The organism is Aliagarivorans taiwanensis DSM 22990 (assembly GCF_000429505.1).
GTDB classification, from domain to species: domain Bacteria; phylum Pseudomonadota; class Gammaproteobacteria; order Enterobacterales; family Celerinatantimonadaceae; genus Aliagarivorans; species Aliagarivorans taiwanensis.
This window is the reverse complement of the sequence record NZ_AUBZ01000008.1, coordinates 1-21,375: the sequence shown is the minus strand read 5'-3', so window position 1 is coordinate 21,375 and position 21,375 is coordinate 1. Positions and strand designations below refer to the sequence as shown.

Genomic DNA, 21,375 nt, shown 5'->3' with positions numbered 1-21,375 from the left:
AGCAGATAACACTGTGTTGTTTTTGTCTTGTCAGAGCGATATGTTGTGACTTACCACGAATACAAAAGGAAGTGACGAGCAAAGCCATGAATGCGCAGCAAAATTTTCTACAAGCAGTCTTAGACGATATCGATCTATTCAACCAGCAAGATCCAAATATTCAGTTAGATGAACAGGGTGATTCCCTGCCCAAAGAGCTTTTATATGGTCAACGTATGAGCGCCATGCTGGAGCAGTTTGGCGGTGATGAGTTAGCGCTGCAGATCGCTGCGCGCGCCCAACACATTGGCCGTTGGTTAAGCCCACGTAGTGACTACCCCGAGGGCAAGAAAGGCTACCTGCAATGGCGTAAGGACCTCGGCAGCAAGCACGCTCAGTTGTGCTGCGAGATCCTCGACAAGCATGGTGCGGACGGTGAGTTACAACAGCAGGTGACTAAGCTACTCACTAAGCATGGGATCAAACGCGACCCGCTGGTTCAGGCGCTGGAAGACGTGATCTGTTTGGTGTTCTTGCGCTACTACTTCGAAGAGTTTGCCGCTAAGCATGACGACGACAAGGTAGTCGATATTGTGCGCAAGACTTGGGCGAAGATGTCGGAGCGCGGTCAGCAGCATGCCTTGACCTTGCCGCTTAGTGAATCATCACTGGCACTGGTGCAGAAGGCGTTGAATATTTCGTAAATCCGCTCTCAAAAAACATAAGCTCATGCTATAGTTCGCGCCGTCAATTTTTAATCAGCGTGTCGAACAAGGCGAATTTATGAAAAGAGATCTGGCGTTTCGTTTTTCTCGAGTGACCGAAGCGGCGGCTTTGGCAGGTTACAAGTGGCTGGGCCGTGGTGATAAAAACCTGGCGGACGAGGCTGCGGTTGAAGCGATGCGGATCATGCTGAACGAGATGGATATCGACGGCGAGATTGTGATTGGTGAAGGTGAGATCGACCAAGCACCAATGCTGTACATCGGTGAGCAGGTGGGTATTGGCGGTGAGCCGGTCGACATCGCCGTTGACCCGATTGAAGGCACGCGTATGACCGCGATGGGCCAGAATAACGCCATTGCGGTACTGGCTGTAGCAGAAAAAGGTGCCTTCCTGCGCGCCCCCGATATGTACATGGAAAAGTTGGTAGTTGGCCCGGCAGCTAAAGGCGCCATCGACCTAAACCTGACCATCGAAGAGAACCTGCAGCGCGTGTCGGAAGCGCTGAACAAGCCACTCAACGAGCTGACCGTGATCACCTTGGCCAAGCCGCGCCACGACGATGTGATTTCTCACATGCAGCAAATGGGTGTGCGCGTATTCGCCATTCCAGATGGTGATGTAGCGGCATCGGTGCTGACCTGTATGCCATTTAGCGAAGTCGACATGATGTACTGCGTGGGTGGCGCGCCGGAAGGTGTGGTATCAGCAGCCGTTATTCGTGCGCTAGGCGGTGAGATGCAAGGGCGTCTGTTGCCTCGCGAACAGGTGAAAGGCGATACCGAAGACAACCGTATCATCGGTGCTTACGAGGTGAAGCGCTGCAACGAGCAGGGCATTGAAGTGAACCAAGTGCTGAGCATGGATGAGATGGCGAAGAACGATAACGTTATCTTCTCCGCCACCGGTATCACTAAGGGTGACCTGCTGGAAGGGGTGCGCCGCGAAGGTAACATCGCGACCACCGAAACCCTGTTGGTACGTGGCCGTACCCGCACCATTCGTAAGATTGAGTCGACCCACTACCTGGATCGTAAGAACCCGGAGCTAAAGGAACTGATCCTTTAGGTTACACGCGAAATAGCTGATGGGCGGCCAGGCCCAGGTGTTGATAAAACCCCTTGGCCGCTTCATCGCTGACCTCAGGAAAGACTACTCCCTCCAGCCCTTGGGCTGCGCTCCACTGCAATAGCTGCTGAAACATAAACAAGCCGACACCACGACGGCGGGTAGCATCGCGCACGGCGAACTGCTCGACAGTGAGCTGTTGTTGGTTGACAGCGGCAACTGCATAGCCGACATGACGCTCGTTAAATGTTGCAGTAAACAGTTGCTGGGACTCGATAAGCGCCGATAACCGATCGCGCTTGAGTGAGTGTTCTATTTTGCTAAGGTCGCTCAGCAGTTGGTCGCTGAGCTGAGTTTGCTGTTGGAATGACAGACGCATGGCAGGCCTAAGATACTTTGGCTAGCGGCTCGGTCCCCAGCTGACTAAAATCGATTTTATGCCACTCACTCAGATACTGGCGCAGTTCATCGCAGCTCTCTTGGATGCTCGATTTTAAATCGGCATTAAGATAACTCTGATCTTTGCTAATAAGCGAGTCGATGGTATAAGCCAGGTCGTAAACCAGAGGCGCTAGGTCATACATGTTATTGGGAGTGATTTTCCGCTTGTGAGCGGGTTGCTGCTGACGACGTTGCCAGGTGCGGTAACTGATCAGGAATAGCTGGATCAGGCGTTTCGACTCATTGCAGTTAAGGCAGCTTTGATCGAGCCACCACGGAGCCTGGCGCTTAAAAAAGCGAATACAATCTGTCACAACAGTGTTGACAAAGGTGTCATCAACAAAGCTGGGAATAGCTTGTATTTTCATTCAGTTACAGTAAAGCCATACGCGTCGAACATAATCATCCAGACTACACAGAAACGATGACAAAACCAACCTCAAAACACGCAGAATTTAGTTGCCGATTGGGCTGCGGAGCCTGCTGTATCGCGCCTTCTATCAGCTCTGCTATTCCCGGCATGCCCAATGGCAAACCCTCCGGCACTCGTTGTATTCAGCTCGACGACAACAACTTATGTAAGCTGTTTGGCAAGCCAGAGCGGCCCAAGGTGTGTCTGCAGTTTAAGGCCTGTCCATCGGTATGCGGCGACAACCAGGCCGATGCGCTGGAGAATATCTACTATCTGGAGCGTTTGACTTAGCGGCGCGCCAGCCACTGGTTCGGGTTGAGGGTGTTGCCGTGATGGCGTAGCTGGAAGAATAGCGAGTTTGTGGGTTGGCCACCGGTGTTGCCGGCATGGGCGATGGTATCGCCGGGTTTCACCCGCTCGCCCACCTCGCGGGTCAGGCTCTGGTTATAGCCATATAGGCTTAAGTACTCATCGCCGTGGTCCAGCACGATTACCAGCCCATAGCCGCGTAGCCAGTCGGCAAATACCACGTTCCCTTCAGCCACCGCTTTCACCGCAGTCCCGGGGTGAGAGTCGATCACCATGCCCTGCCAGCGGGTTTGGCCGCGATTGGGTGAGTTATAGCTGTGCAATACCCGCCCTTTTATTGGCCAAGGGAGCTTACCCTTGGACTTGGCCAAGCCATCGAGTGGCGCGCTACTGCGCTCCAACTCGCGCTGCTGAGCTTCGACCTCTTGGGTGATGATATTTTTCAGGTGCTGTTGGGCTATTTGCAGTTGCTCGATCTGCGCCTCTTCGCCTGAGAGTGCTTCGCGCAGCTTTGCCAAGCGCTGTTTGCGTTGTTCTTGCTGTTTAGCCAGTTGCTGTTGCTGCTGCTTTTGCTGCTGTTGCTGGCTCACTAGCTCTTCGCGGTTGCGCTCCAGCTCATCGCTGAGCTCGGCCAGTTGTAGCTGACTTTCACGCAATGCCTCCATCGCCTCAGCGCGGGCTTTCGACAGGTAGTGGTAGTAGCTGAGCATGCGTTCCAAATCGCTACCTTGCTGCTGGTTGAGCAGCATCTTTAGGTAGTCGCTGTGGCCCTGTTGGTAGGCGCCTTGGATCTGCTCGGCTAGGCGCTGTTGCTGCTCACTTAATTGAGCCTGTAGCTGTTGCTGTTGTTGCTCAAGCTCGCTTTGGCGCTGCCCGAGTTGTGACAGTAGGTTGTTGGTTTGGCGCAGTTGGCTGCTGCTGTTGGCAATCGCCACTTCCTGCTTTTTGAGATCTTGCTGAAGCTGCTCGATGTTTTGCTTTTGGCTGGCCGCTTGGGATTGGCGCTGGGCCAGTTGGGCCTCGACTTCGTCGAGCTGCTGTTGGTTGTCGGCTGCGCTAGGGGCGCTGAGCAATAGCAAAACGCCAGCAAAAATGCTGGCGTTCAGACTAAAGCTGCGACGCGTTGCGGCGCAGCGTATGGACGTCAATAACGGCGCGATCATGCGGCCATTATTTCAGATCCATCAAAGGCTTGCCAGTCATCTCAGCAGGGATTTCCATACCCATCAGAGTCAACATGGTAGGCGCGATATCGCTCAGGCGACCGCCTTCTACTGGAGTCGCTTCGCGGCCGTAGTAGATAAATGGTACTGGCAGGTTGGTGTGCGCGGTGTGAATGCCACCGGTAGCAGGATCAACCATTTGCTCAGCGTTACCGTGGTCAGCAGTAATCAGACACTCACCGCCCACTTTATCCAGTGCTTCGATAACACGACCGATGCTGTGGTCTACGGCTTCACAAGCCTTAACCGCTGCGTCGTATACGCCGGTGTGGCCAACCATGTCGCCATTCGGGTAGTTACAGATGATCACGTCAAACTTACCGCTTTCAATCGCTGCAACCATCTTGTCGGTCAGCTCTTCAGAGCTCATCTCTGGCTGTAGGTCGTAGGTAGCAACCTTCGGAGAGGCGATCAGTTCACGCTCTTCACCTTTGAAGGCGTCTTCTTTACCGCCGTTGAAGAAGAAGGTTACGTGAGCGTATTTCTCGGTTTCAGAGATACGCAGCTGAGTTTTGCCTTCTTTCTCTAGCCACTCACCCAGAGTGTTGACCAGATCTGCAGGTGGGAACGCGCTAACAGCGTCGATGTCGGCCGCGTACTGGGTCAACATAATGAAGTTGCACTTTGGCTCTTGAGCACGGGCAAAGCCAGTGAAGTCGCTATCTACAAAGCTGCGGGTGATCTCACGGGCACGGTCGGCACGGAAGTTCATGAACAGTACCGCGTCACCGTCTTGGATGGCAGCGGCTTCGTCACCGATTACCGAGGCTTTCACGAATTCATCGTTCTCGTCGCGCGCGTATGCAGCGTTCAGAGCGTCGGTGGCAGTGGCGTAGTTATCGTAGGCAGACTTGCCTTCGGTTAGCAGCTCGTAAGCTTCTTGAACACGTTCCCAACGGTTGTCACGGTCCATCGCGTAGTAACGACCTACCAATGACGCGATGCGGCCTTTGCCCAGCTCGGCGAACTTCGCATCGAACTTGTCGATGGTGCCTTGAGCGCTGCGTGGTGGGGTATCGCGGCCGTCCAGGAAGCCGTGTACGTAGATCTTGTCAGCGCCTTGCTTAGCGGCCAGGTCAACGGCTGCCAGCATGTGGTCTTCGTGGCTGTGTACGCCGCCTGGAGAGAACAGACCCATAATGTGTACAGCTTTGCCAGCTGCTACGGCTTTATCTACTGCGCCAACCAGTGCTTCGTTGGTGAAGAAGTCGCCGTCTTCAATCGACTTGGCAATGCGGGTCAGGTCTTGGTACACGATGCGGCCAGCGCCGATGTTTACGTGACCAACTTCTGAGTTACCCATTTGACCGTCTGGCAGGCCCACATCAAGACCAGAGCCTGAGATCAGGGTGCTTGCTGCTTCGTCCCATAGTTTATCTAGTACAGGGGTGTTGGCATTAGCTACCGCGTTGTTGGCTGAGTCTTGACGATGACCCCAGCCATCCATGATGACTAGTGCCAAAGGTTTTTTGCTTACAGACATTGTGAGTCCTCGTTCTTAAGGCTTGAGTTTCCGGTTTAATAGACGAAATTTTACTACATTATTTCTCGGAGTCACCTGATTGAACGCAAACCAGCAAAAATAATAATCGGCTTAGTGCCGTGAATAATGTCCGCTTGGCCGCAAATCCCGCGGCGCTGGCTGCTGTTATTCTGTTCCCCCAAGTGTATACTCACGCGGCATCAGAGAAATAAATGTTCATTAGGGACTCATAGAATTATGCAACAAGTTATCGAGTTTGCTGCGAACCACCCAATCATGTCATTGGGCTGGGTTGGTCTGTTTGGCGCTGTGGTTTACAGCTTTATCCAACCTATGCTGTCGAAGGTCAAAACCATTGGCCACCACGAAGCCACTATGCTGATCAACAAACAAGACGCAGTGGTCGTTGACGTTCGCACCAAAGACGAAGTGAAAACTGGCAAAATTGCTGGTTCAGTTCACATTCCTCAGAAACAAATTCAGGCAAGTGACTTTAAAAACATTGAAAAGTACAAAGCCAGCCCCATTATTGTTGTCTGTGAAACAGGGATGCGCTCCGGCGCGGCAGGTGCTGCTCTAGCCAAAGCGGGCTTTGAGCTGGTATACAGCTTGCGCGGCGGTATGGCGGATTGGAGATCATCCAACCTTCCTGTAACAAAAACTAAGTAATCTTTGTGCCGCCGCCCAATATGCAGTGGCGGCGACCGTAAATTTATAAATTAAAGGGTTTTCCTATGGCTGAAGCAGCAGCAGGCGCACAACAGGTTGAATTCGCCATTCAGCGTATCTACACCAAAGACATCTCTTTCGAGACTCCAAACACTCCAGCAGTATTCCAAACCGAGTGGAAGCCTGAAGTTAAGGTTGATCTGGACACCAAAAACACTCAGCTGGCTGAGAATGTGTATGAAGTGGTTCTGACCCTGACTGTTACCGCTAAACTGGGTGAGCAAACTGCTTTCCTATGTGAAGTTCACCAAGCGGGTATCTTCACTCTGGGCAACATGCCTGAGCCACAACTGGCCCACGCGCTGCACTCTTACTGCCCGAACATCCTGTTCCCTTACGCTCGTGAAGCGGTTTCTGGTCTGGTTAACCGTGGTTCTTTCCCACAAATCAACCTGGCTCCAGTAAACTTCGACGCGCTGTTCGCTAACTACGTACAGCAGAAGCAAGCTGAAGCAAAAGCCGCTGAAGAGAAGGCTGACGCTTAATGACTAAGGCGCGGATGACCGTGCTGGGTGCCGGCTCTTACGGCACCGCGCTGGCCATTGCCATTGCCCGCAATGGTCACCCTACAGTGATGTGGGGCCATGAGCAGCCGCATGTTGACGCGCTGGCTCGCGACCGGGAGAACGTTGAGTTTCTACCCGGAGCACCCTTTCCAGAAAGTCTTGAAATGGAAGGCGACCTTGAAAAAGCGATTGCCGCCAGTCACGACATTCTAGTGGTGGTGCCGAGCTTCGCCTTCGCCGCTGTGCTCAAGCAGATCAAGCCGCTGCTAACGCCTCAACATCGAGTTTCTTGGGCCACTAAAGGCCTGGAAGCCGATACTGGACGCCTGCTCTCGCAAGTGGCCGAAGAGGTGTTAGACCCGCAAACCTCGATTGCGGTAATCTCCGGTCCAACCTTCGCTAAAGAGCTCGCGGTGGGGCTACCTACTGCCATTTCAGTGTCTTCATCAGACGATGATTTTGCCCGCTTTTTGGCGCAGACCATGCACTGTGAACGTAGCTTCCGCATCTATACCAACAACGACATCATCGGTGTTCAGTTGGGTGGCGCGGTGAAAAACGTTATCGCCATTGGTGCTGGCTTGGCTGATGGTCTGGGCTTTGGTGCCAATGCGCGTACTGCGTTGATTACCCGTGGCTTGCGCGAGATGGAGCGACTGGGTCAGGCCTTGGGCGCTGATCAAGCTACCTTCCGCGGCATGGCCGGCTTGGGCGATCTGGTGCTGACTTGTACCGACAACCAGAGCCGTAACCGTCGCTTTGGCTTGGCCTTGGGTCAAGGCAGCAGCGTGGAGCAAGCGGAGCAGTCGATCGGTCAGGTGGTCGAAGGCTATCGCAACACCAAAGAGGTGCAGGCCTTGGCCAAGCGCTGTGGTGTGGAGATGCCTATTGTCGAGCAGATCTTCCAAGTGCTCTATCAGGACAAACCGGCCAAGCTGGCCGCGATGGACCTGTTGGCTCGCGAGCAACGCGACGAATAGCGCCTAAGCAAGTAACAGATACTAAAAAGCCACTCTATAAGAGTGGCTTTTTTATAGGCGCGGAAAGCGTGTTCGCTTAGTAGTAGGAGTGCTCGCCCGCTTGGTGCTCGGTAATATCGCGCACGCCGGTCAGCTCACCCGGGAACATTTCCAGCAGCTGCTTCTCGATACCTTCTTTGAGGGTCACATCGACCATCGAGCAGCCATTACAACCGCCGCCGAACTGCAGTACCACAACACCTTCATCGGTCAGCTCCAGCACGGTAACGTTGCCGCCGTGGGCCGCCAGGTTAGGGTTAACCTGTGATTGAATCACGTACTCAACGCGTTCGATCAGCGGCGCGTCGTCGTCGACCTTACGCATCTTAGCGTTAGGCGCTTTCAAGGTTAGCTGCGAGCCAACCTTGTCGGTGACGAAGTCGATCTCAGCGTCTTCCAAGAACGGTGCGCTGGCGGTGTCGATCATCGCATCAAAGCCGTTGAAGGGCACCTTGATATCGTCTTGATCGATAGAATCGGGTGGGCAGTAAGATACACCACACTCGGCATTAGCGGTGCCGGGGTTTACCACGAATACGCGGATCTGGGTACCTTCAGGCTGTTGCTCCAAGAGTTTGGCAAAGTGTTCCTGAGCTGTCTCAGAGATGGTGATCATATTTACCTCTAATACCTGAGTAGTTTACTTGGGTTTAATTGTACTGGTTTTGCCAGAGCAGGGCTAGCGAAGATTATTTAGGGGTACGGGCGATGGCCCATACCTCAACGCGCTGCAGGCCGGCCTGCTTGAGCTGCTGTGCTAATACGTCTGCAGTGCTGCAAGTGGTCACCACGTCATCGATCAGGATTACGAATTCCGGTAGGTCGCCTTTAAGTAAGCGGAAGCTGCTGCCCAATGCGCGGCGGCGGGCGCGCGCCGAGAGCTTCACTTGGGCCTTGCCAAGACGGTGACGGCGAAACAGGCTGCGCAGTGGTCGTTTGTGGTAGCGGCTAAGTTCGCGGGCCAGCAGCTCACTTTGGTTAAAGCCGCGTCGCCACTGTTTCCACCAATGCTGCGGTACGAAGGTGAACTCAACATGCTCACTTGAAAGGTACTGAGCGCAGTGCTGCCACAACAAGTGGGCAAGCGGTCGAGCCAAATGTTGCTGCCCGCTGTATTTGAAGCGTTTGATCAGTGTATCCAAGGGCCACTGGTAATCGCCCAGTACCCGCACCTTGTCGAAGTGGCGCGGGTGGCGTTGGCACTCGCCACAGATACCCGCTGTGCCCATCGGGATGGCGCAGCACTCGCAGCGCGCCTGTATCTCCGGCTCTAGCAGTTTCAGACAGCTATAACATATCCCTGCCAAGAGCTGCGCTGAGGCCTCATCCATAGGCTGATGGCAAACGCTGCAGCGCAGCGCCGTCTGTAGATGGTGATTCAAACTCAGCCTGAGGCTAGGTAACATAGTTGTTTTCTCCTCTAGCATGCAGTGTAGATGACGGCGTTACATAGTGAAGTACAAGGAAGCGGGCCCGACTTAGTGTTGCTCCACGGGTGGGGCATGAACGGGGCGATTTGGCACAGTGTGGAAGCGCGTTTGGCCGAACATTATCGGATCCATATCGTGGACCTGCCGGGCTTTGGCCACAGCCCATGGGATTGTTCACTCAGTCACCTCAGTGACATCGCACAGCAGGTGCGTAATGTGGTGCCAGAGCATGCAGTATGGATGGGCTGGTCGCTCGGTGGGTTGGTGGCCAAGCAAGCCTGTCTGGATTTCGGGTCGCAGATCCGTGCCCTTATCACCGTAGCCAGCAGCGCTCATTTTGTGGCGAAAGAGAACTGGCCGGGCATAAAGCCTGAAGTGCTGAAGGGCTTCTCGGCTGGGCTACAGGCGGACTTCTCGAAAACGCTACGGCAGTTTTTAGCGATTCAGGCGATGGGCAGCGCCAATGCCAAGCAAGATATTAAGTTACTGCGCCAGCAGTTGGAGAGCCGCCCACAACCTCAGCTACAAGCTTTGGAGCTGGGGTTGAGTCTATTGCAGGAAAGTGACCTGCGCGCCCGCCTCTCCGAGATTGTGGTACCGTGGCTGCAGATCTTTGGCCACAGCGACAGTCTGGTCCCACGGCAAGCCCGCGAATCCCATGGCGCGCTGCATGGCAATATCGAGCAGTGCGTCCTGCGTGGCTCCTCCCACGCCCCCTTTGTGAGCGAACCTGAGCAGTTCTGCGCAGAGGTACATACCTTCCTCAGTCGGGTACTGGTGTAAAAATAAACACCTTGCTAGAATTAAAGGTCGGTAGGTTATTTTTCTGGAGGGCTTATGCGGGTTGATGCGGGAAGCAGTGGCTTTCAAATCATCCAGAAAGCCAGTCAAACGGTCACCCAATCAGCGCAGAATCTCGCTGAAGTGGCGGCTGGGCGCGAGCCTCAGCAAGGCGAAGTGGTTAAGTCTTTGGTAGATATGACCCAAGCCGAGCTCTACGCCAAGGCAGGTGCTAAGGTCATCCAGACCGAATCCGCCATGATGGGCAGCATACTGGATATCGAAGCCTGATGAACATTAACGTCACCTTACCCAATGTGTTTCCGAACACCCTGCAGGTGCCCACCGAGTCTGCTCGGCGCGACAACCTGCAACGGGAGGTGATTGCCCAGCCCAAAGAAAGCCAAGCCTACAACCGCGAGCGTGAGGTAGGCTCCGATCAAGACCGCTCCAAGCCCCGTCAGGTCCTGCAACACACCCAACAAGATGGCCAGCACGAACGGATTAATCCGCGCGAGCAGGAGCAGCGTCAGGCTCAAGATCGCCAACAAGGCGAGCAACGTGGTGAACAGCAGGGCCAGCAAGAGCAACAGGGTCAGCAGCGCCAGCAAGGCCAGCAGCAAGGCTTTAGCGATGCCGAGCAGCAGAAACTCGCCGAGCTAAAAGCCCGCGATCGCGAGGTGCGCACCCACGAGCAGCAACACCAAGCGGTGGGTGGTCAGTATGCCAGTGCACCGAGCTACGAGTTTGAGCGTGGCCCCGATGGTAAGCAGTATGCGGTAGGTGGCGAGGTCAGCATCAGCACCTCCGAGATCCCCAACGATCCCGAAGCAACTATTGCCAAGATGCAGCAGGTGGAGCGTGCAGCGCTTGCTCCCGCCCAGCCATCCAGTCAAGACCGCCAAGTAGCGGCTCAGGCCCGCGGTACCCAGATTGAAGCGCGCCAAGAGCTGCAAGCTATGCAGCGTGAGGAGCAAGCTGAGCAGCTACAGCACTCACAAGCGCCGCGCCTGTTCCCCTCCGACGAGCAACCGTCTACATTGGTTCCAGGATCGCAGCCGAGCGATGTCAGTGGCCTGCAGCCAGATGAGAAGCAGCGAGTGTTAGCCGGAGAGTTACGCCAGCGCTATCCAGACCTCAGTGAGCAGATGCAGCAACGCCAGCAAAGTATCTCCCAGCGTTATCAAAGCACCGGGCAGTTCCGCCCAGAGAGTATCCTCTCCCTGAGCGCTTAGTGCTTACCCTTGCCTATTTTCTTTTCGCGTTAGCAAAGGCATCGGCAAAGGCCGAGTTGAGCTGAGCCGGTTTGTTGCCGCCTGAGCGCTGGCCTTGATGGCGACTGGCCCCACCATTTGGCTTGTTGCTGCGACGTGGCTGGGCGCTGGCATTACTGCCGCCGCTTTGCACTTCGTCGTCCATTCGCATACTCAGGCCGATACGCTTGCGCGGCACGTCCACTTCCATCACCTTGACCTTAACCACATCGCCGGCCTTCACCACTTGGTGTGGATCCTTGACGAACTGATGCGACAGGGCCGAGATATGAACCAGACCATCTTGGTGAACGCCGATATCTACAAAGGCACCGAAGTTGGTGACATTGGTGACCACACCTTCTAAACGCATCCCGGGTTTGAGGTCTTTTAGGGTTTCTACCCCGTCCTTAAACTCGGCGGTGGTGAACTCAGGGCGCGGGTCGCGGCCGGGCTTTTTCAGCTCGCTGATGATGTCTTTGACCGTCGGCAGACCGAAGTTGTCATCGGTGAACTGCTGGGGATCGAGCTTGTTCAGCACGCTGTCGTTGGCCACTAGTTGCTGGATGTCCAGCTGGCAGTGCGAGGCAATCGCCTTGACCACAGGGTAGGCCTCAGGGTGCACCGCCGAGCCATCGAGAGCATTGTTGCCGCCATTGATTCGCAAAAAACCGGCGCTTTGCTCAAAGGCTTTCGGACCAAGGCGCGCTACCTTTTTGATCTGGCTGCGGTTGGCAAAGGCACCATTCTCGTCGCGGTAGGCCACGATATTGTCGGCGATGGTTTGATTCAGGCCAGCCACCCGGCTAAGCAGCGGCGCGGAGGCGGTATTCAGATCCACCCCTACGGCGTTTACACAGTCTTCCACCACGGTATCCAGCTGTTGGCTTAGCTGAGTCTGGCTAACATCGTGCTGGTACTGGCCAACACCGATGGATTTAGGGTCGATCTTCACCAGCTCGGCTAGCGGATCTTGCAGGCGGCGGGCAATCGACACTGCACCGCGTATGCTTACGTCCAGATCCGGGAATTCTTTGGCGGCCAGCTCCGAGGCGGAGTAGACCGAGGCGCCGGCTTCGCTGACCATCAGCTTTTTCAGCTTAGGGATCTGCAGCAGTGCCAGTAGCTCTTTGGCAAGCTTATCGGTCTCCCGAGAGGCGGTGCCGTTGCCGATGCTGATCAGCTCTACATCGTGGCGTTTCACCAGCTCGGCGAGGGTCGCCAAACTGGCTTGCCATTGGTTTTTCGGTGCGTGCGGGTAAATGGTGGCCATATCAACCAGCTTACCGGTGGCATCGACCACTGCGACTTTCACCCCGGTACGCAGGCCCGGATCGAGCCCCATGGTGGCCTTGGTTCCTGCCGGTGCGGCCATCAGCAGATCGTTAAGGTTGCGCGAGAATACATCGATAGCGGCGGTTTCGGCGCGCTCGCGTAGTGCGTTTAGTAGCTCGGTCTCCAGCGAGAGCTTGAGCTTCACTCGCCAGGTCCATTGCACTACGCTGGCCAGCCAGGCATCGGCGGGGCGTTGCTGTTGGCGGATCCCGGTGTGCTCGGCAATCAGGTATTCCGCCGGGTGAGAAGCGCCTTCTTCGCCGATCACCAGGTTAAGCTGTAATACGCCCTCGTTGCGGCCGCGTAGCAGGGCTAACGCGCGGTGCGATGGCACCTTGCTTAGCGCTTCGCGATACTCGAAGTAGTCCTGAAACTTCTGGCCGTTTTGCTCTTGTCCGGGGACCACGCTGCTTTGAAGCTCACCGTCGCGATTGAGCAAGGCGCGTAAGCCTGCCAGCAAGCCGGCATCCATGGCAAAGCGCTCCATCAGGATAAACTTGGCGCCGTCGAGGCAGGCCTTGCTGTCGGCAAATCCGGCATCGGCATCGATAAACGACTGGGCTTCGCTTTCCGGGTCAAGCTCTGGCTGTTCAAACAGGCGATCCGCCAACGGCTCTAAGCCAGCCTCAATGGCGATCTGCCCCTTGGTACGGCGCTTAGGCTTATAGGGAAGGTACAGGTCTTCCAGCTCGGTCTTGCTTTCGCAGTCGCTGATTTGCTTGCGCAGCGCGTCGCTGAGCTTGCCTTGTTCATCGATGGATTTGAGGATGGTCTCACGGCGCGCCTGTAGTTCGCGCAGGTAGCTGAGGCGTTGCTCCAGCTTACGCAGCTGGGTGTCATCCAAGCCGCCGGTCACCTCTTTACGGTAACGGGCAACAAAGGGAACGGTCGCGCCTTCATCAAGCAGCTGGGTCGCTGCGGTGACTTGTTGGGCCTTGGCGCCGATCTCCTCGGCGATGATCTTGGCGATGTCTTGCATGATGCTTATCTGTCTAAACCCTTCACTGGGCGGGGCATCTATCATAGTGGCTTTGCCCGGCGCTGCAAGCCTGCTGCTTGGCTCTTGTTGTGTGCTTACACAAAAACTTCACCTAGTGACGAATAACTTGTGATAGCGTTTTCCCTTCAAAAGTCTGTCATTCGGCCTAAGTCATCCACCAGAAATCGGGGTTCTACGGGTAATTGCCGCGTACTTATAAAATTATCTGTGGCTATATTGATCTTTTGGGGTAAACGTTTACACTTTGCGATAGTGATCACAGCGGCGAGCTTAGGTAGGCTGATAGAATTGGCCTCAATACTAGGGTACAGAGCCCTTAGAGGTCGTAGTTTTTGACCTTACTAATTAACAGGAGTGGACTGTGAAAGTTCTGGTAACGGGTGGAATGGGCTATATCGGTAGCCACACATGTATTCAAATGATTGAAGCCGGCATGCAGCCGATCATCGTGGACAACCTGTGCAACAGTAAAGCGACCGTGCTGGCGCGCGTCGAAAAGCTGAGTGGCGTGCAGCCGCTGTTCTATCAGGGCGATATCCGTGACCGCGAGTTGCTCAAGCGCATCTTCAGCGAACACGACATCGACTCGGTGATCCACTTTGCCGGTTTGAAGGCGGTGGGTGAATCAGTGGCCAAGCCGCTGGAGTACTATGACAACAACGTGCACGGCTCCTTGGTACTGGCGGAAGTGATGCGTGATGCGGGCGTGAAAAGCATCGTATTCTCCTCTTCGGCCACCGTTTATGGCGACCCAGAAGAGATCCCGATTAAAGAGACCACCGCAGTGGGCGCAACCACCAACCCTTACGGCCGTAGTAAGTACATGGTGGAAGAGTGCTTCCGCGATATGCAGCACGCTGACCCCGAGTGGAGCGTGACCTTGCTGCGCTACTTTAACCCGGTTGGCTCGCACCCATCGGGCGATTTGGGCGAAGACCCACAAGGCATTCCTAACAACCTGATGCCGTTTATCGCCCAGGTAGCGGTAGGTCGCCGTGAGCAGCTATCTGTGTTCGGTGACGATTACCCAACCGTAGATGGTACCGGTGTACGCGATTACATCCACGTGATGGACCTGGCCGATGGCCACGTTGCAGCCCTGAAAGCCGTAGGCGCCAAACAAGGCCTGCACATCTACAACCTGGGGACCGGCCAAGGCAGCAGTGTACTGCAGATGGTAGAGGCCTTTGCTCAGGCCAGTGGCCAGCCGATCCCTTATCAAATTTGTCCGCGCCGCCCCGGTGATATCGCCGAGTGCTGGGCAGACCCAAGTAAAGCTGAAGCCGATCTCGGTTGGAAGGCTACCCGCAGCGTTGCGGATATGGCCGCCGATACCTGGCGTTGGCAATCCAATAACCCTCAAGGCTATCCCGATAGCGAAGACTAGTTTTAGGTAGAAGTATGTCATTAGATACAGAGTTCGATGCGACAGAACATCCGCATCGCCGATACAACCCGCTTACCGGGCAATATGTACTGGTGTCTCCGCACCGGGCCAAGCGCCCATGGCAGGGGCAGGATGAAGCGCCAGAAGAGTCAGAAGCTAAGTCCTACGATAGCGAGTGTTTCCTGTGTGCAGGTAACACCCGGGTATCTGGTGACGTAAACCCAGACTACAAAGGCACCTTTGTTTTCACTAACGACTTTGCTGCCCTGCAGCAAGATACCCCAGACGTGCCAGAGAGTGGTGACCCGCTGTTTCGCGCTGAAAGTGCCCGCGGCCTGAGCCGGGTGCTGTGTTTCTCTGAAGATCACAGCCGCACCCTGCCAGAGCTGAGCGTACCCGCGATCCGTGGTGTTGTTGATACCTGGGACGAGCAAGTCTCTGAGCTGGGTAAAGACTACCTATGGGTACAGGCGTTTGAGAACAAAGGCGCGATGATGGGCTGTTCGCAGCCGCATCCGCATGGCCAGATCTGGGCCAACAGCTTCTTGCCAAACGAGATTGCCCGTAAAGACGTATTGCTGCGTGAATACTACGAGCAAAACCAGCGTAACCTGCTGGAAGACTACGTTGCTCGCGAGATGGAAGACGGTGCCCGCACCGTGGTGGAGACCGAACACTGGCTGGCAGTGGTACCGTACTGGGCGGCTTGGCCGTTCGAAACCATGCTGCTGCCCAAAGCCACCGCGCGCCGTTTTGAAGACCTGAGCGAAGCGCAGCGCGACGACTTAGCGCTGGCACTGAAAAAGCTGACCTCACGCTACGACAACCTATTTAAGTGTTCATTCCCATACTCTATGGGCTGGCACTATGCGCCGTTCTTCAAAGATGGCGAAGGCATTGAACACTGGCAGCTGCATGCCTTGTTCTACCCACCGCTACTGCGCTCAGCCAGCGTACGTAAGTTTATGGTGGGCTACGAGATGTTGGCAGAAAGCCAGCGTGACCTCACCCCAGAACAAGCTGCTGATCGCCTGCGTGCGGTTAGCGATGTGCATTACAAAGAGCAATAGGTTGTATCATGAGCAAGCAACAACAACTGGTTAACGCTGTATCCAGCAGCTTCGAAAAAGCGTTCAGCTATGCCCCAGCCAGCCTGATCCAGGCGCCGGGCCGAGTCAACCTGATCGGTGAGCACACTGACTACAACGACGGCTTTGTACTGCCTTGTGCCATTGACTATCAAGCGGTCGTTGCGGCTAGCCGCCGTGATGACAAGGTGGTGCGTGTTGTATCAGTGGATTACGACGACGCCCAAGACGAGTTCCGTCTTGATCAAGAGATTGAGTTTGTCGAAGGCAAGATGTGGGCAAACTACATCCGCGGTGTGGTGAAGTGTCTGTTGGCCCGCGGCTACCAATTCGCTGGTGCCGATATCTCGGTGAGCGGTAACGTGCCACAGGGCGCAGGCCTGAGCTCGTCGGCAGCCCTGGAAGTGGTGATCGGTCAAACCTTCAAGACCTTGTATAACCTGAGCATCAGCCAGCAAGAGATTGCCCTTAACGGCCAGCAGGCTGAGAACGAGTTTGTGGGCTGTAACTGCGGCATCATGGATCAACTGATCTCAGCCGAAGGTAAGCAAGACCATGCCCTGCTGATCGACTGCCGCAGCTTGGAAACTCGCCCGGTAGCGATGCCTACCGATCTGGCGGTGATGATCATCAACTCCAACAAGAAGCGCGGCTTGGTAGACAGCGAGTACAACACTCGCCGTGAGCAGTGTGAAGAAGCGGCCCGCTACTTCAAGGTGAAAGCGCTGCGTGATGTGACCCTCGAGCAGTTGGAAGCCGCCAAGTCAGAGATCTCTGAGCTGGTGTACAAGCGTGCTCGCCACGTTATCACCGAGAACACCCGCACTGAGCAAGCCGCCGATGCGCTGGCCAAGGGTGACAAGGTTGTGATGGCGCGTCTGATGGCTGAGTCGCACGCATCGATGCGCGATGACTTTGAGATCACCGTTAGCGAAATCGACACCTTGGTAGAGATCGTCAAAGAAGTGGCCGGCGAAGATGGCGGCGTGCGCATGACCGGCGGCGGCTTTGGTGGCTGCGTGGTATCGCTACTGCCACTGGATAAAGTCGAAGCTGCGCAGCAGGCTATCGAGCAACACTATTTTGCTAAGACTGGCTTGAAAGCCGACATCTACGTCTGTCAGGCCAAAGACGGTGCTGGCGAAATCTAAAGCCTTGGGAGCTATACCCCAATCCGAGGGCCTGTTTATCTTTTGTATTCGAATTTTGTTCAATTTAAACGGCATCTGAGCGAGGGGTGAGCGACGCAGCATAGTCGCTCTATGTCAGAAGCGAAGGACGCTGCGCAGATGCCGTATAAATGAACCCAAAGGGCAGTGTTTATAGGCCAATCATTCAGCGTCAAAGCCTGTTTATGTAGATGGCTACACGGCACAGCCTTTTCCTTGCCTGATTGGCCTATAAAGCGCTGCAAAAACGAATACGAAAGTTACACAGGCCCTATTTAGCAATCCTAGTTGTTTACGCTACCCACCTTGGGTAGCGTTTTTTTTGTTACCATGGCGGCGTTACTGTAACCGAGGGATCCCCATGTATTTTGTTTGTTCAGATATTCACGGCGACGCTGCGGCGCTTAAGCTAGCCCTTGAGCGCTTCGACCAAAGCGGTGCGCGTTATCTGTTGAGTCTGGGAGATTTGCTCAACCACGGCCCGCGTAATCCCTTGCCCGAGCACTATCGGCCTCTGGAATGTGCCGAGATGCTTAACCGCTATCGTAAGCAGATCATTGCTGTGCGCGGCAACTGCGACAGCGAGGTGGATCAAGCGCTGTGTGAGTTTCCGATACTCAGTGAGTACAACCAGCTGCTAGTGGGAGAGCGCCGCCTGTTCTGTTGTCACGGTCACACCTATAAAGCCGATAAGCTGCCACCGCTGAGCGAGGGGGATGTGTTTGCCTCGGGCCACACCCATGTGCCAGTGGCAGAAAAACAGCAGTCGCTGTACCTGTTCAATCCCGGTTCTATCTCGATGCCGCGCCAGCAATGGGCCGCCAGCTATGGGCTGATAGATGAGCAGGGTATGCGCGTTTGTAGCTTGGAGGATGGCAGCGAGTTGCTGTCCTGCGCCTTTTAGTTTTAGGGCGATAGCTTGGAGGAAATAAAAAGGGCGCCACTGGGCGCCCTTATCGATCAACGTCGCGCTTAGAACGCGTAGATCAGGTTAATACCGCCGCCGCTCTCTTCACGCTTGCCAGCGCCAAGGTCGTTCAGGTTGTAGCGGTTAAGTTCGATAGAGGCAATCAGGCCATTGGCAATGGCGTATGACAGACCACCGGCTACGATGTCGCGGTTACCGTGGGCATTCACACGGGTATCATCGAAATCAATGCTCGAGTAGTAGAAGAACGGACGCAGGCCGTTGCTCATGTTGTACTCAACCCAGATATCCCAGGCATCAGCATCGGCCCACTCGCCGTGACCGAAGTTGTACAGGTCGGCTTGGTGGATCTTATCCCCCATGGTGTAGGCACCGGCCACACGCAGGCCTGCTAGCTGGTATTCACCGGCGAAGGTTAGAGCGCGCTGCTTGTCACCGTCTTTCAAACCATTCGGATCTGTTCCATCAACACGAACTTTGTTTTCAACAAATGCAACGCCTGCACTTAAACCGAAGCTGCTGTCATAGCTCAGTGACGCACCAAAGTTATTCTTGCGTCGAGTTGTGTGGCTCTCTCGCTCGTGTGTACCGTCAGCAGCGAAACCATAGTGAGCAGCAATGTTGAAGTCTGCCACGCTCATGCGGTAGGCCATCAGGTTGTCACCACGACCAGTTGCGGCGAATGCACCATCAGCACCTTCTGAATAAATAGGTGTTGCATCTGGATCGATGAGAATCATGTTGTCCATGTAACGGGCAACGTCGTGGTAGGCTGACCACTGCTTACCGAAGCTCAGGCGGCCCAGCTCTTCGTGGCTGGCTTCAACAAAGGCCAAGCGGTTACGGAAGTTGCTGCTGGACGAGTTTGGTGAGTTAGAGAACTGATCCCACTCAAATTTACCACTTAGCACCCAGTTATCATCCATTTGGCGGTGTGCTGCCAGGTTTAAAATGCTACGGTTCAGGCTTAGCTGAGTGTCATCGTGGTAAAACTGGTTGTGTGCGTCCAACACAAGTACGCCGCCCAGTTCTAGGGTGTTTTGCTCGTCTTGATAGAGGACTTGTGCGTGCGCTTGGCTAGCCAGTACTGCGCCGGCAGCCACTGCAGAAAGTGCGTTAAGTTTCATGTTACTTAGTTCTTTATCTTGGTTTGTGGATGTGTTGCGGAGTTGTATTCTGATATTAAGCCATATATCCAACAATAAAACTACATAGTGGTTATATTTTAGTTGTAAGTGATGTCTAAATCACTTTTGTTCGAGCAACATCCGGTCCGTGCCTCTGGCGGCACGGTAGAGAGAAACACATAAGAGAGAGTGATTAATGCGTACGTCGATCGTGACCCGCGAGGGCTTTGAGCGGCTCAAACAAGAGCTAGACTGGCTGTGGAAAGAGGAACGTCCCGAGGTAACCAAGAAAGTGGCCTGGGCGGCCAGCCTTGGCGACCGCAGTGAGAACGCCGATTATCAATATAACAAGAAGCGCCTGCGCGAGATTGACCGCCGGGTGCGTTACCTGCGCAAGACACTGGAGAAGGTCAAGGTGGTCGACTACTCACCGGTGCAGGAAGGTAAGGTGTTCTTCGGTGCCTGGGTTGATATCGAAAACGAGCAGGGCGAGCAGCGCAGCTTTAGGATTGTTGGCTACGATGAGATATTTGGACGCAACGACTACATCTCGGTGGACTCGCCGATGGCGCGTGCGCTGCTGCAAAAAGAAGTGGATGATGAAGTGATCGTACGCACCCCGGAAGGCGAGAAAGAGTGGTGGGTCGTCGCGATCAGTTATAAGCGGGAGCAGTGATGCTCTGTTTATGAATTATTTTCAAGTTGGCCTAGCTGCAACTTAAATTTCGTTGACAATAAAAAGGCGGTTCCGCATATTTGGATGTATGGACGTCTATATGTCTTGTAAGACGCGTGCGGTAAATGGAGAAAGCAATGGGATATGCACAACACATCGAGTCACTAAACCAAAACCTCAGTGAGCTGGGGAACGACATCAATGTCTCTTTTGAGTTTTTTCCGCCTACCACTGAGTCCATGGAAAACACCCTGTGGAATTCGATTGAACGCCTGCAAACCCTGCAGCCTTCGTTTGTTTCGGTCACCTATGGCGCTAACTCAGGGACTCGTGACCGCACCCACAACGTTATCAAGCAGATCAAAGAGCGCACCGGCCTGAATGCGGCCCCTCACCTGACCTGTATCGACTCCACGCCAGACGAGCTCAAGCAGATCGCTCAAGACTACTGGGACAATGGCATTCGCAACATTGTAGCGCTGCGTGGCGACCTGCCAGACGGTGCCGCTAAGCCTGATATGTATGCCAATGATTTGGTCAGCCTGCTTAAGGGCGTGGCGGATTTCGATATCTCAGTGGCTGCCTACCCCGAAGTGCACCCAGAGGCGAAAAGTGCCCAGGCTGACCTGTTGGCGCTAAAACGTAAGATGGATGCGGGCGCGAACCGGGCGATTACCCAGTTCTTCTTCGATGTTGAGAGCTACCTGCGTTTTCGCGACCGCTGTGCGGCGATTGGCATTGAAGGTGAGATTGTGCCGGGGATCTTGCCGGTATCTAACTACAAGACCCTGCTCAAGTTCTCCTCGTTTGCTAACGTGAAGATCCCCAACTGGATGCATCAGCAGTTCCAAGGTCTGGACGATGACCAAACCACCCGCAACCTGGTGGGCGCTAGCATCGCCATCGATCAGGTGAAGGTGCTATCGCGCGAAGGGGTGAAGGATTTCCACTTCTATACCCTAAACCGCGCCGAGCTGAGCTATGCCATTTGCCACACTTTGGGTGTGCGTCCGCAAACTGCATAAGCCTCGCCGCCTAAGCCTCGCAAATTACTAAAAAGCCGCCTGTTGGGGTAATGCCAGTCAGTTAAGCTGACTGGCATTTCTTTTTAATTGGATACTTGGTGGGTTTCCGCCTGACTTCTCGAGGGTAAACTCTATCAGGCCGAGACGCCGGGAGCGTAAGCATTCGCAGTGTTTCCAGTAGTGCTGCATAGTGCTTGGGCAAGTTGCCGGGGCTACTCATTGGCAACCTGGCTAGGAAGGTGGTCACGTGCCACAAGCAGTGGCTAAAGCTTAGCCTCGTTGGCG

The 21,375-nt window shown here is 54.8% G+C and carries 23 protein-coding genes; 15 read left to right on the top strand and 8 right to left on the bottom strand.

Features of this window, described 5'->3' with window-relative positions:
* Positions 1-86 precede the first annotated feature (86 nt).
* Together G462_RS0107065 and glpX are read left to right on the top strand one after the other, a co-directional pair.
* Complete coding sequence (locus G462_RS0107065) at positions 87-683, top strand: DUF4202 domain-containing protein (RefSeq protein ID WP_026958369.1); 597 nt, start codon at positions 87-89, stop codon at positions 681-683.
* Positions 684-762: 79 nt separating this feature from the next.
* Positions 763-1,770: a class II fructose-bisphosphatase gene (gene glpX / locus G462_RS0107060; RefSeq protein ID WP_026958368.1), complete on the top strand. Its 1,008-nt coding sequence runs from the start codon at positions 763-765 to the stop codon at positions 1,768-1,770.
* A gap of 1 nt (position 1,771) precedes the next feature.
* Here the strand turns inward: glpX and G462_RS22005 are convergent, their stop codons facing one another.
* Both G462_RS22005 and G462_RS0107050 read right to left on the bottom strand, forming a co-directional pair.
* Positions 1,772-2,149, bottom strand: a complete 378-nt coding sequence (locus G462_RS22005; protein ID WP_051326595.1) for an acetyl-CoA sensor PanZ family protein — start codon at positions 2,147-2,149, stop codon at positions 1,772-1,774.
* Positions 2,150-2,156: 7 nt separating this feature from the next.
* Positions 2,157-2,579 carry a hypothetical protein gene (locus G462_RS0107050; RefSeq protein WP_026958367.1) on the bottom strand — a complete coding sequence of 141 codons (423 nt, stop codon included), beginning with the start codon at positions 2,577-2,579 and terminating at the stop codon, positions 2,157-2,159.
* Positions 2,580-2,635: 56 nt separating this feature from the next.
* Here G462_RS0107050 and G462_RS0107045 point away from each other — a divergent pair, with 56 nt between their 5' ends.
* The gene (locus G462_RS0107045) at positions 2,636-2,914 is read left to right on the top strand and encodes a YkgJ family cysteine cluster protein (protein ID WP_051326594.1); all 279 of its coding nucleotides are present in this window, start codon (positions 2,636-2,638) and stop codon (positions 2,912-2,914) included.
* On the opposite strand, the gene G462_RS0107040 is transcribed toward G462_RS0107045, so the two are convergent.
* Positions 2,911-4,095, bottom strand: a complete 1,185-nt coding sequence (locus G462_RS0107040) for a murein hydrolase activator EnvC family protein (RefSeq protein ID WP_051326593.1) — start codon at positions 4,093-4,095, stop codon at positions 2,911-2,913. The genes G462_RS0107045 and G462_RS0107040 overlap by 4 nt on opposite strands.
* Positions 4,096-4,102: 7 nt before the next feature.
* Positions 4,103-5,638: a 2,3-bisphosphoglycerate-independent phosphoglycerate mutase gene (gene gpmM / locus G462_RS0107035; protein ID WP_026958364.1), complete on the bottom strand. Its 1,536-nt coding sequence runs from the start codon at positions 5,636-5,638 to the stop codon at positions 4,103-4,105.
* Between the two features lie 237 nt (positions 5,639-5,875).
* Between gpmM and G462_RS0107030 the strand changes: the two genes are divergently transcribed.
* The 3 genes from G462_RS0107030 to gpsA all read left to right on the top strand — a co-directional run bounded on the left by G462_RS0107030 (position 5,876) and on the right by gpsA (position 7,853).
* Positions 5,876-6,307, top strand: coding sequence for a rhodanese-like domain-containing protein (locus tag G462_RS0107030; protein ID WP_026958363.1), 432 nt, complete (start codon positions 5,876-5,878; stop codon positions 6,305-6,307).
* Positions 6,308-6,372: 65 nt separating this feature from the next.
* Positions 6,373-6,852 carry a protein-export chaperone SecB gene (secB, locus tag G462_RS0107025; RefSeq protein ID WP_026958362.1) on the top strand — a complete coding sequence of 160 codons (480 nt, stop codon included), beginning with the start codon at positions 6,373-6,375 and terminating at the stop codon, positions 6,850-6,852.
* Positions 6,852-7,853, top strand: a complete 1,002-nt coding sequence (gene gpsA / locus G462_RS0107020) for an NAD(P)H-dependent glycerol-3-phosphate dehydrogenase (RefSeq protein WP_035477088.1) — start codon at positions 6,852-6,854, stop codon at positions 7,851-7,853. The genes secB and gpsA overlap by 1 nt, the downstream gene beginning before the upstream one ends.
* A gap of 76 nt (positions 7,854-7,929) precedes the next feature.
* On the opposite strand, the gene nfuA is transcribed toward gpsA, so the two are convergent.
* On the bottom strand, positions 7,930-8,508 hold the full coding sequence (gene nfuA / locus G462_RS0107015) for a Fe-S biogenesis protein NfuA (RefSeq protein ID WP_026958360.1): 579 nt from the start codon (positions 8,506-8,508) through the stop codon (positions 7,930-7,932).
* 73 nt (positions 8,509-8,581) lie between these two features.
* A complete protein-coding gene (locus tag G462_RS0107010; protein ID WP_157378570.1) occupies positions 8,582-9,298 on the bottom strand; it encodes a ComFC family protein in 717 nt (238 codons plus the stop codon).
* Between the two features lie 30 nt (positions 9,299-9,328).
* On the opposite strand from G462_RS0107010, the gene bioH reads away from it, so the two are divergent.
* The 3 genes from bioH to G462_RS0106995 are packed head-to-tail and all read left to right on the top strand — an operon-like array spanning position 9,329 to position 11,337.
* A complete protein-coding gene (gene bioH, locus G462_RS0107005) occupies positions 9,329-10,105 on the top strand; it encodes a pimeloyl-ACP methyl ester esterase BioH (RefSeq protein WP_026958358.1) in 777 nt (258 codons plus the stop codon).
* A gap of 54 nt (positions 10,106-10,159) precedes the next feature.
* Positions 10,160-10,393, top strand: a complete 234-nt coding sequence (locus G462_RS0107000; RefSeq protein ID WP_026958357.1) for a hypothetical protein — start codon at positions 10,160-10,162, stop codon at positions 10,391-10,393.
* Positions 10,393-11,337, top strand: a complete 945-nt coding sequence (locus G462_RS0106995) for a putative metalloprotease CJM1_0395 family protein (RefSeq protein ID WP_026958356.1) — start codon at positions 10,393-10,395, stop codon at positions 11,335-11,337. The genes G462_RS0107000 and G462_RS0106995 overlap by 1 nt, the downstream gene beginning before the upstream one ends.
* Before the next feature lie 13 nt (positions 11,338-11,350).
* Here the strand turns inward: G462_RS0106995 and G462_RS0106990 are convergent, their stop codons facing one another.
* The gene (locus G462_RS0106990; RefSeq protein ID WP_026958355.1) at positions 11,351-13,669 is read right to left on the bottom strand and encodes a Tex family protein; all 2,319 of its coding nucleotides are present in this window, start codon (positions 13,667-13,669) and stop codon (positions 11,351-11,353) included.
* A gap of 382 nt (positions 13,670-14,051) precedes the next feature.
* On the opposite strand from G462_RS0106990, the gene galE reads away from it, so the two are divergent.
* The 4 genes from galE (at position 14,052) to yfcE (ending at position 18,238) form a co-directional block, all read left to right on the top strand.
* On the top strand, positions 14,052-15,077 hold the full coding sequence (galE, locus tag G462_RS0106985) for a UDP-glucose 4-epimerase GalE (RefSeq protein ID WP_026958354.1): 1,026 nt from the start codon (positions 14,052-14,054) through the stop codon (positions 15,075-15,077).
* A gap of 14 nt (positions 15,078-15,091) precedes the next feature.
* On the top strand, positions 15,092-16,147 hold the full coding sequence (locus G462_RS0106980; protein WP_026958353.1) for a UDP-glucose--hexose-1-phosphate uridylyltransferase: 1,056 nt from the start codon (positions 15,092-15,094) through the stop codon (positions 16,145-16,147).
* An 8-nt stretch (positions 16,148-16,155) separates the two neighbouring features.
* Positions 16,156-17,316, top strand: coding sequence for a galactokinase (gene galK / locus G462_RS0106975; RefSeq protein ID WP_035477085.1), 1,161 nt, complete (start codon positions 16,156-16,158; stop codon positions 17,314-17,316).
* Between the two features lie 379 nt (positions 17,317-17,695).
* Positions 17,696-18,238 carry a phosphodiesterase gene (gene yfcE / locus G462_RS0106970; RefSeq protein ID WP_157378569.1) on the top strand — a complete coding sequence of 181 codons (543 nt, stop codon included), beginning with the start codon at positions 17,696-17,698 and terminating at the stop codon, positions 18,236-18,238.
* 68 nt (positions 18,239-18,306) lie between these two features.
* Here the strand turns inward: yfcE and G462_RS0106965 are convergent, their stop codons facing one another.
* The gene (locus G462_RS0106965; RefSeq protein ID WP_026958350.1) at positions 18,307-19,389 is read right to left on the bottom strand and encodes a porin; all 1,083 of its coding nucleotides are present in this window, start codon (positions 19,387-19,389) and stop codon (positions 18,307-18,309) included.
* 196 nt (positions 19,390-19,585) lie between these two features.
* On the opposite strand from G462_RS0106965, the gene greB reads away from it, so the two are divergent.
* Together greB and metF are read left to right on the top strand one after the other, a co-directional pair.
* The gene (greB, locus tag G462_RS0106960; protein ID WP_026958349.1) at positions 19,586-20,065 is read left to right on the top strand and encodes a transcription elongation factor GreB; all 480 of its coding nucleotides are present in this window, start codon (positions 19,586-19,588) and stop codon (positions 20,063-20,065) included.
* Between the two features lie 137 nt (positions 20,066-20,202).
* Positions 20,203-21,090, top strand: a complete 888-nt coding sequence (metF, locus tag G462_RS0106955; protein ID WP_026958348.1) for a methylenetetrahydrofolate reductase — start codon at positions 20,203-20,205, stop codon at positions 21,088-21,090.
* The last annotated feature ends 285 nt before the right edge of the window (positions 21,091-21,375 follow it).

Bases quoted from the DNA above. Each gene is read 5' to 3' on its own strand.
- G462_RS0107065 (WP_026958369.1), top strand. From the start codon at position 87: ATGAATGCGCAGCAAAATTTTCTACAAGCAGTCTTAGACGATATCGAT.
- glpX (WP_026958368.1), top strand. From the start codon at position 763: ATGAAAAGAGATCTGGCGTTTCGTTTTTCTCGAGTGACCGAAGCGGCG.
- G462_RS22005 (WP_051326595.1), bottom strand. From the start codon at position 2,149: ATGCGTCTGTCATTCCAACAGCAAACTCAGCTCAGCGACCAACTGCTG.
- G462_RS0107050 (WP_026958367.1), bottom strand. From the start codon at position 2,579: ATGAAAATACAAGCTATTCCCAGCTTTGTTGATGACACCTTTGTCAAC.
- G462_RS0107045 (WP_051326594.1), top strand. From the start codon at position 2,636: ATGACAAAACCAACCTCAAAACACGCAGAATTTAGTTGCCGATTGGGC.
- G462_RS0107040 (WP_051326593.1), bottom strand. From the start codon at position 4,095: ATGATCGCGCCGTTATTGACGTCCATACGCTGCGCCGCAACGCGTCGC.
- gpmM (WP_026958364.1), bottom strand. From the start codon at position 5,638: ATGTCTGTAAGCAAAAAACCTTTGGCACTAGTCATCATGGATGGCTGG.
- G462_RS0107030 (WP_026958363.1), top strand. From the start codon at position 5,876: ATGCAACAAGTTATCGAGTTTGCTGCGAACCACCCAATCATGTCATTG.
- secB (WP_026958362.1), top strand. From the start codon at position 6,373: ATGGCTGAAGCAGCAGCAGGCGCACAACAGGTTGAATTCGCCATTCAG.
- gpsA (WP_035477088.1), top strand. From the start codon at position 6,852: ATGACTAAGGCGCGGATGACCGTGCTGGGTGCCGGCTCTTACGGCACC.
- nfuA (WP_026958360.1), bottom strand. From the start codon at position 8,508: ATGATCACCATCTCTGAGACAGCTCAGGAACACTTTGCCAAACTCTTG.
- G462_RS0107010 (WP_157378570.1), bottom strand. From the start codon at position 9,298: ATGTTACCTAGCCTCAGGCTGAGTTTGAATCACCATCTACAGACGGCG.
- bioH (WP_026958358.1), top strand. From the start codon at position 9,329: ATGACGGCGTTACATAGTGAAGTACAAGGAAGCGGGCCCGACTTAGTG.
- G462_RS0107000 (WP_026958357.1), top strand. From the start codon at position 10,160: ATGCGGGTTGATGCGGGAAGCAGTGGCTTTCAAATCATCCAGAAAGCC.
- G462_RS0106995 (WP_026958356.1), top strand. From the start codon at position 10,393: ATGAACATTAACGTCACCTTACCCAATGTGTTTCCGAACACCCTGCAG.
- G462_RS0106990 (WP_026958355.1), bottom strand. From the start codon at position 13,669: ATGCAAGACATCGCCAAGATCATCGCCGAGGAGATCGGCGCCAAGGCC.
- G462_RS0106980 (WP_026958353.1), top strand. From the start codon at position 15,092: ATGTCATTAGATACAGAGTTCGATGCGACAGAACATCCGCATCGCCGA.
- galK (WP_035477085.1), top strand. From the start codon at position 16,156: ATGAGCAAGCAACAACAACTGGTTAACGCTGTATCCAGCAGCTTCGAA.
- yfcE (WP_157378569.1), top strand. From the start codon at position 17,696: ATGTATTTTGTTTGTTCAGATATTCACGGCGACGCTGCGGCGCTTAAG.
- G462_RS0106965 (WP_026958350.1), bottom strand. From the start codon at position 19,389: ATGAAACTTAACGCACTTTCTGCAGTGGCTGCCGGCGCAGTACTGGCT.
- greB (WP_026958349.1), top strand. From the start codon at position 19,586: ATGCGTACGTCGATCGTGACCCGCGAGGGCTTTGAGCGGCTCAAACAA.
- metF (WP_026958348.1), top strand. From the start codon at position 20,203: ATGGGATATGCACAACACATCGAGTCACTAAACCAAAACCTCAGTGAG.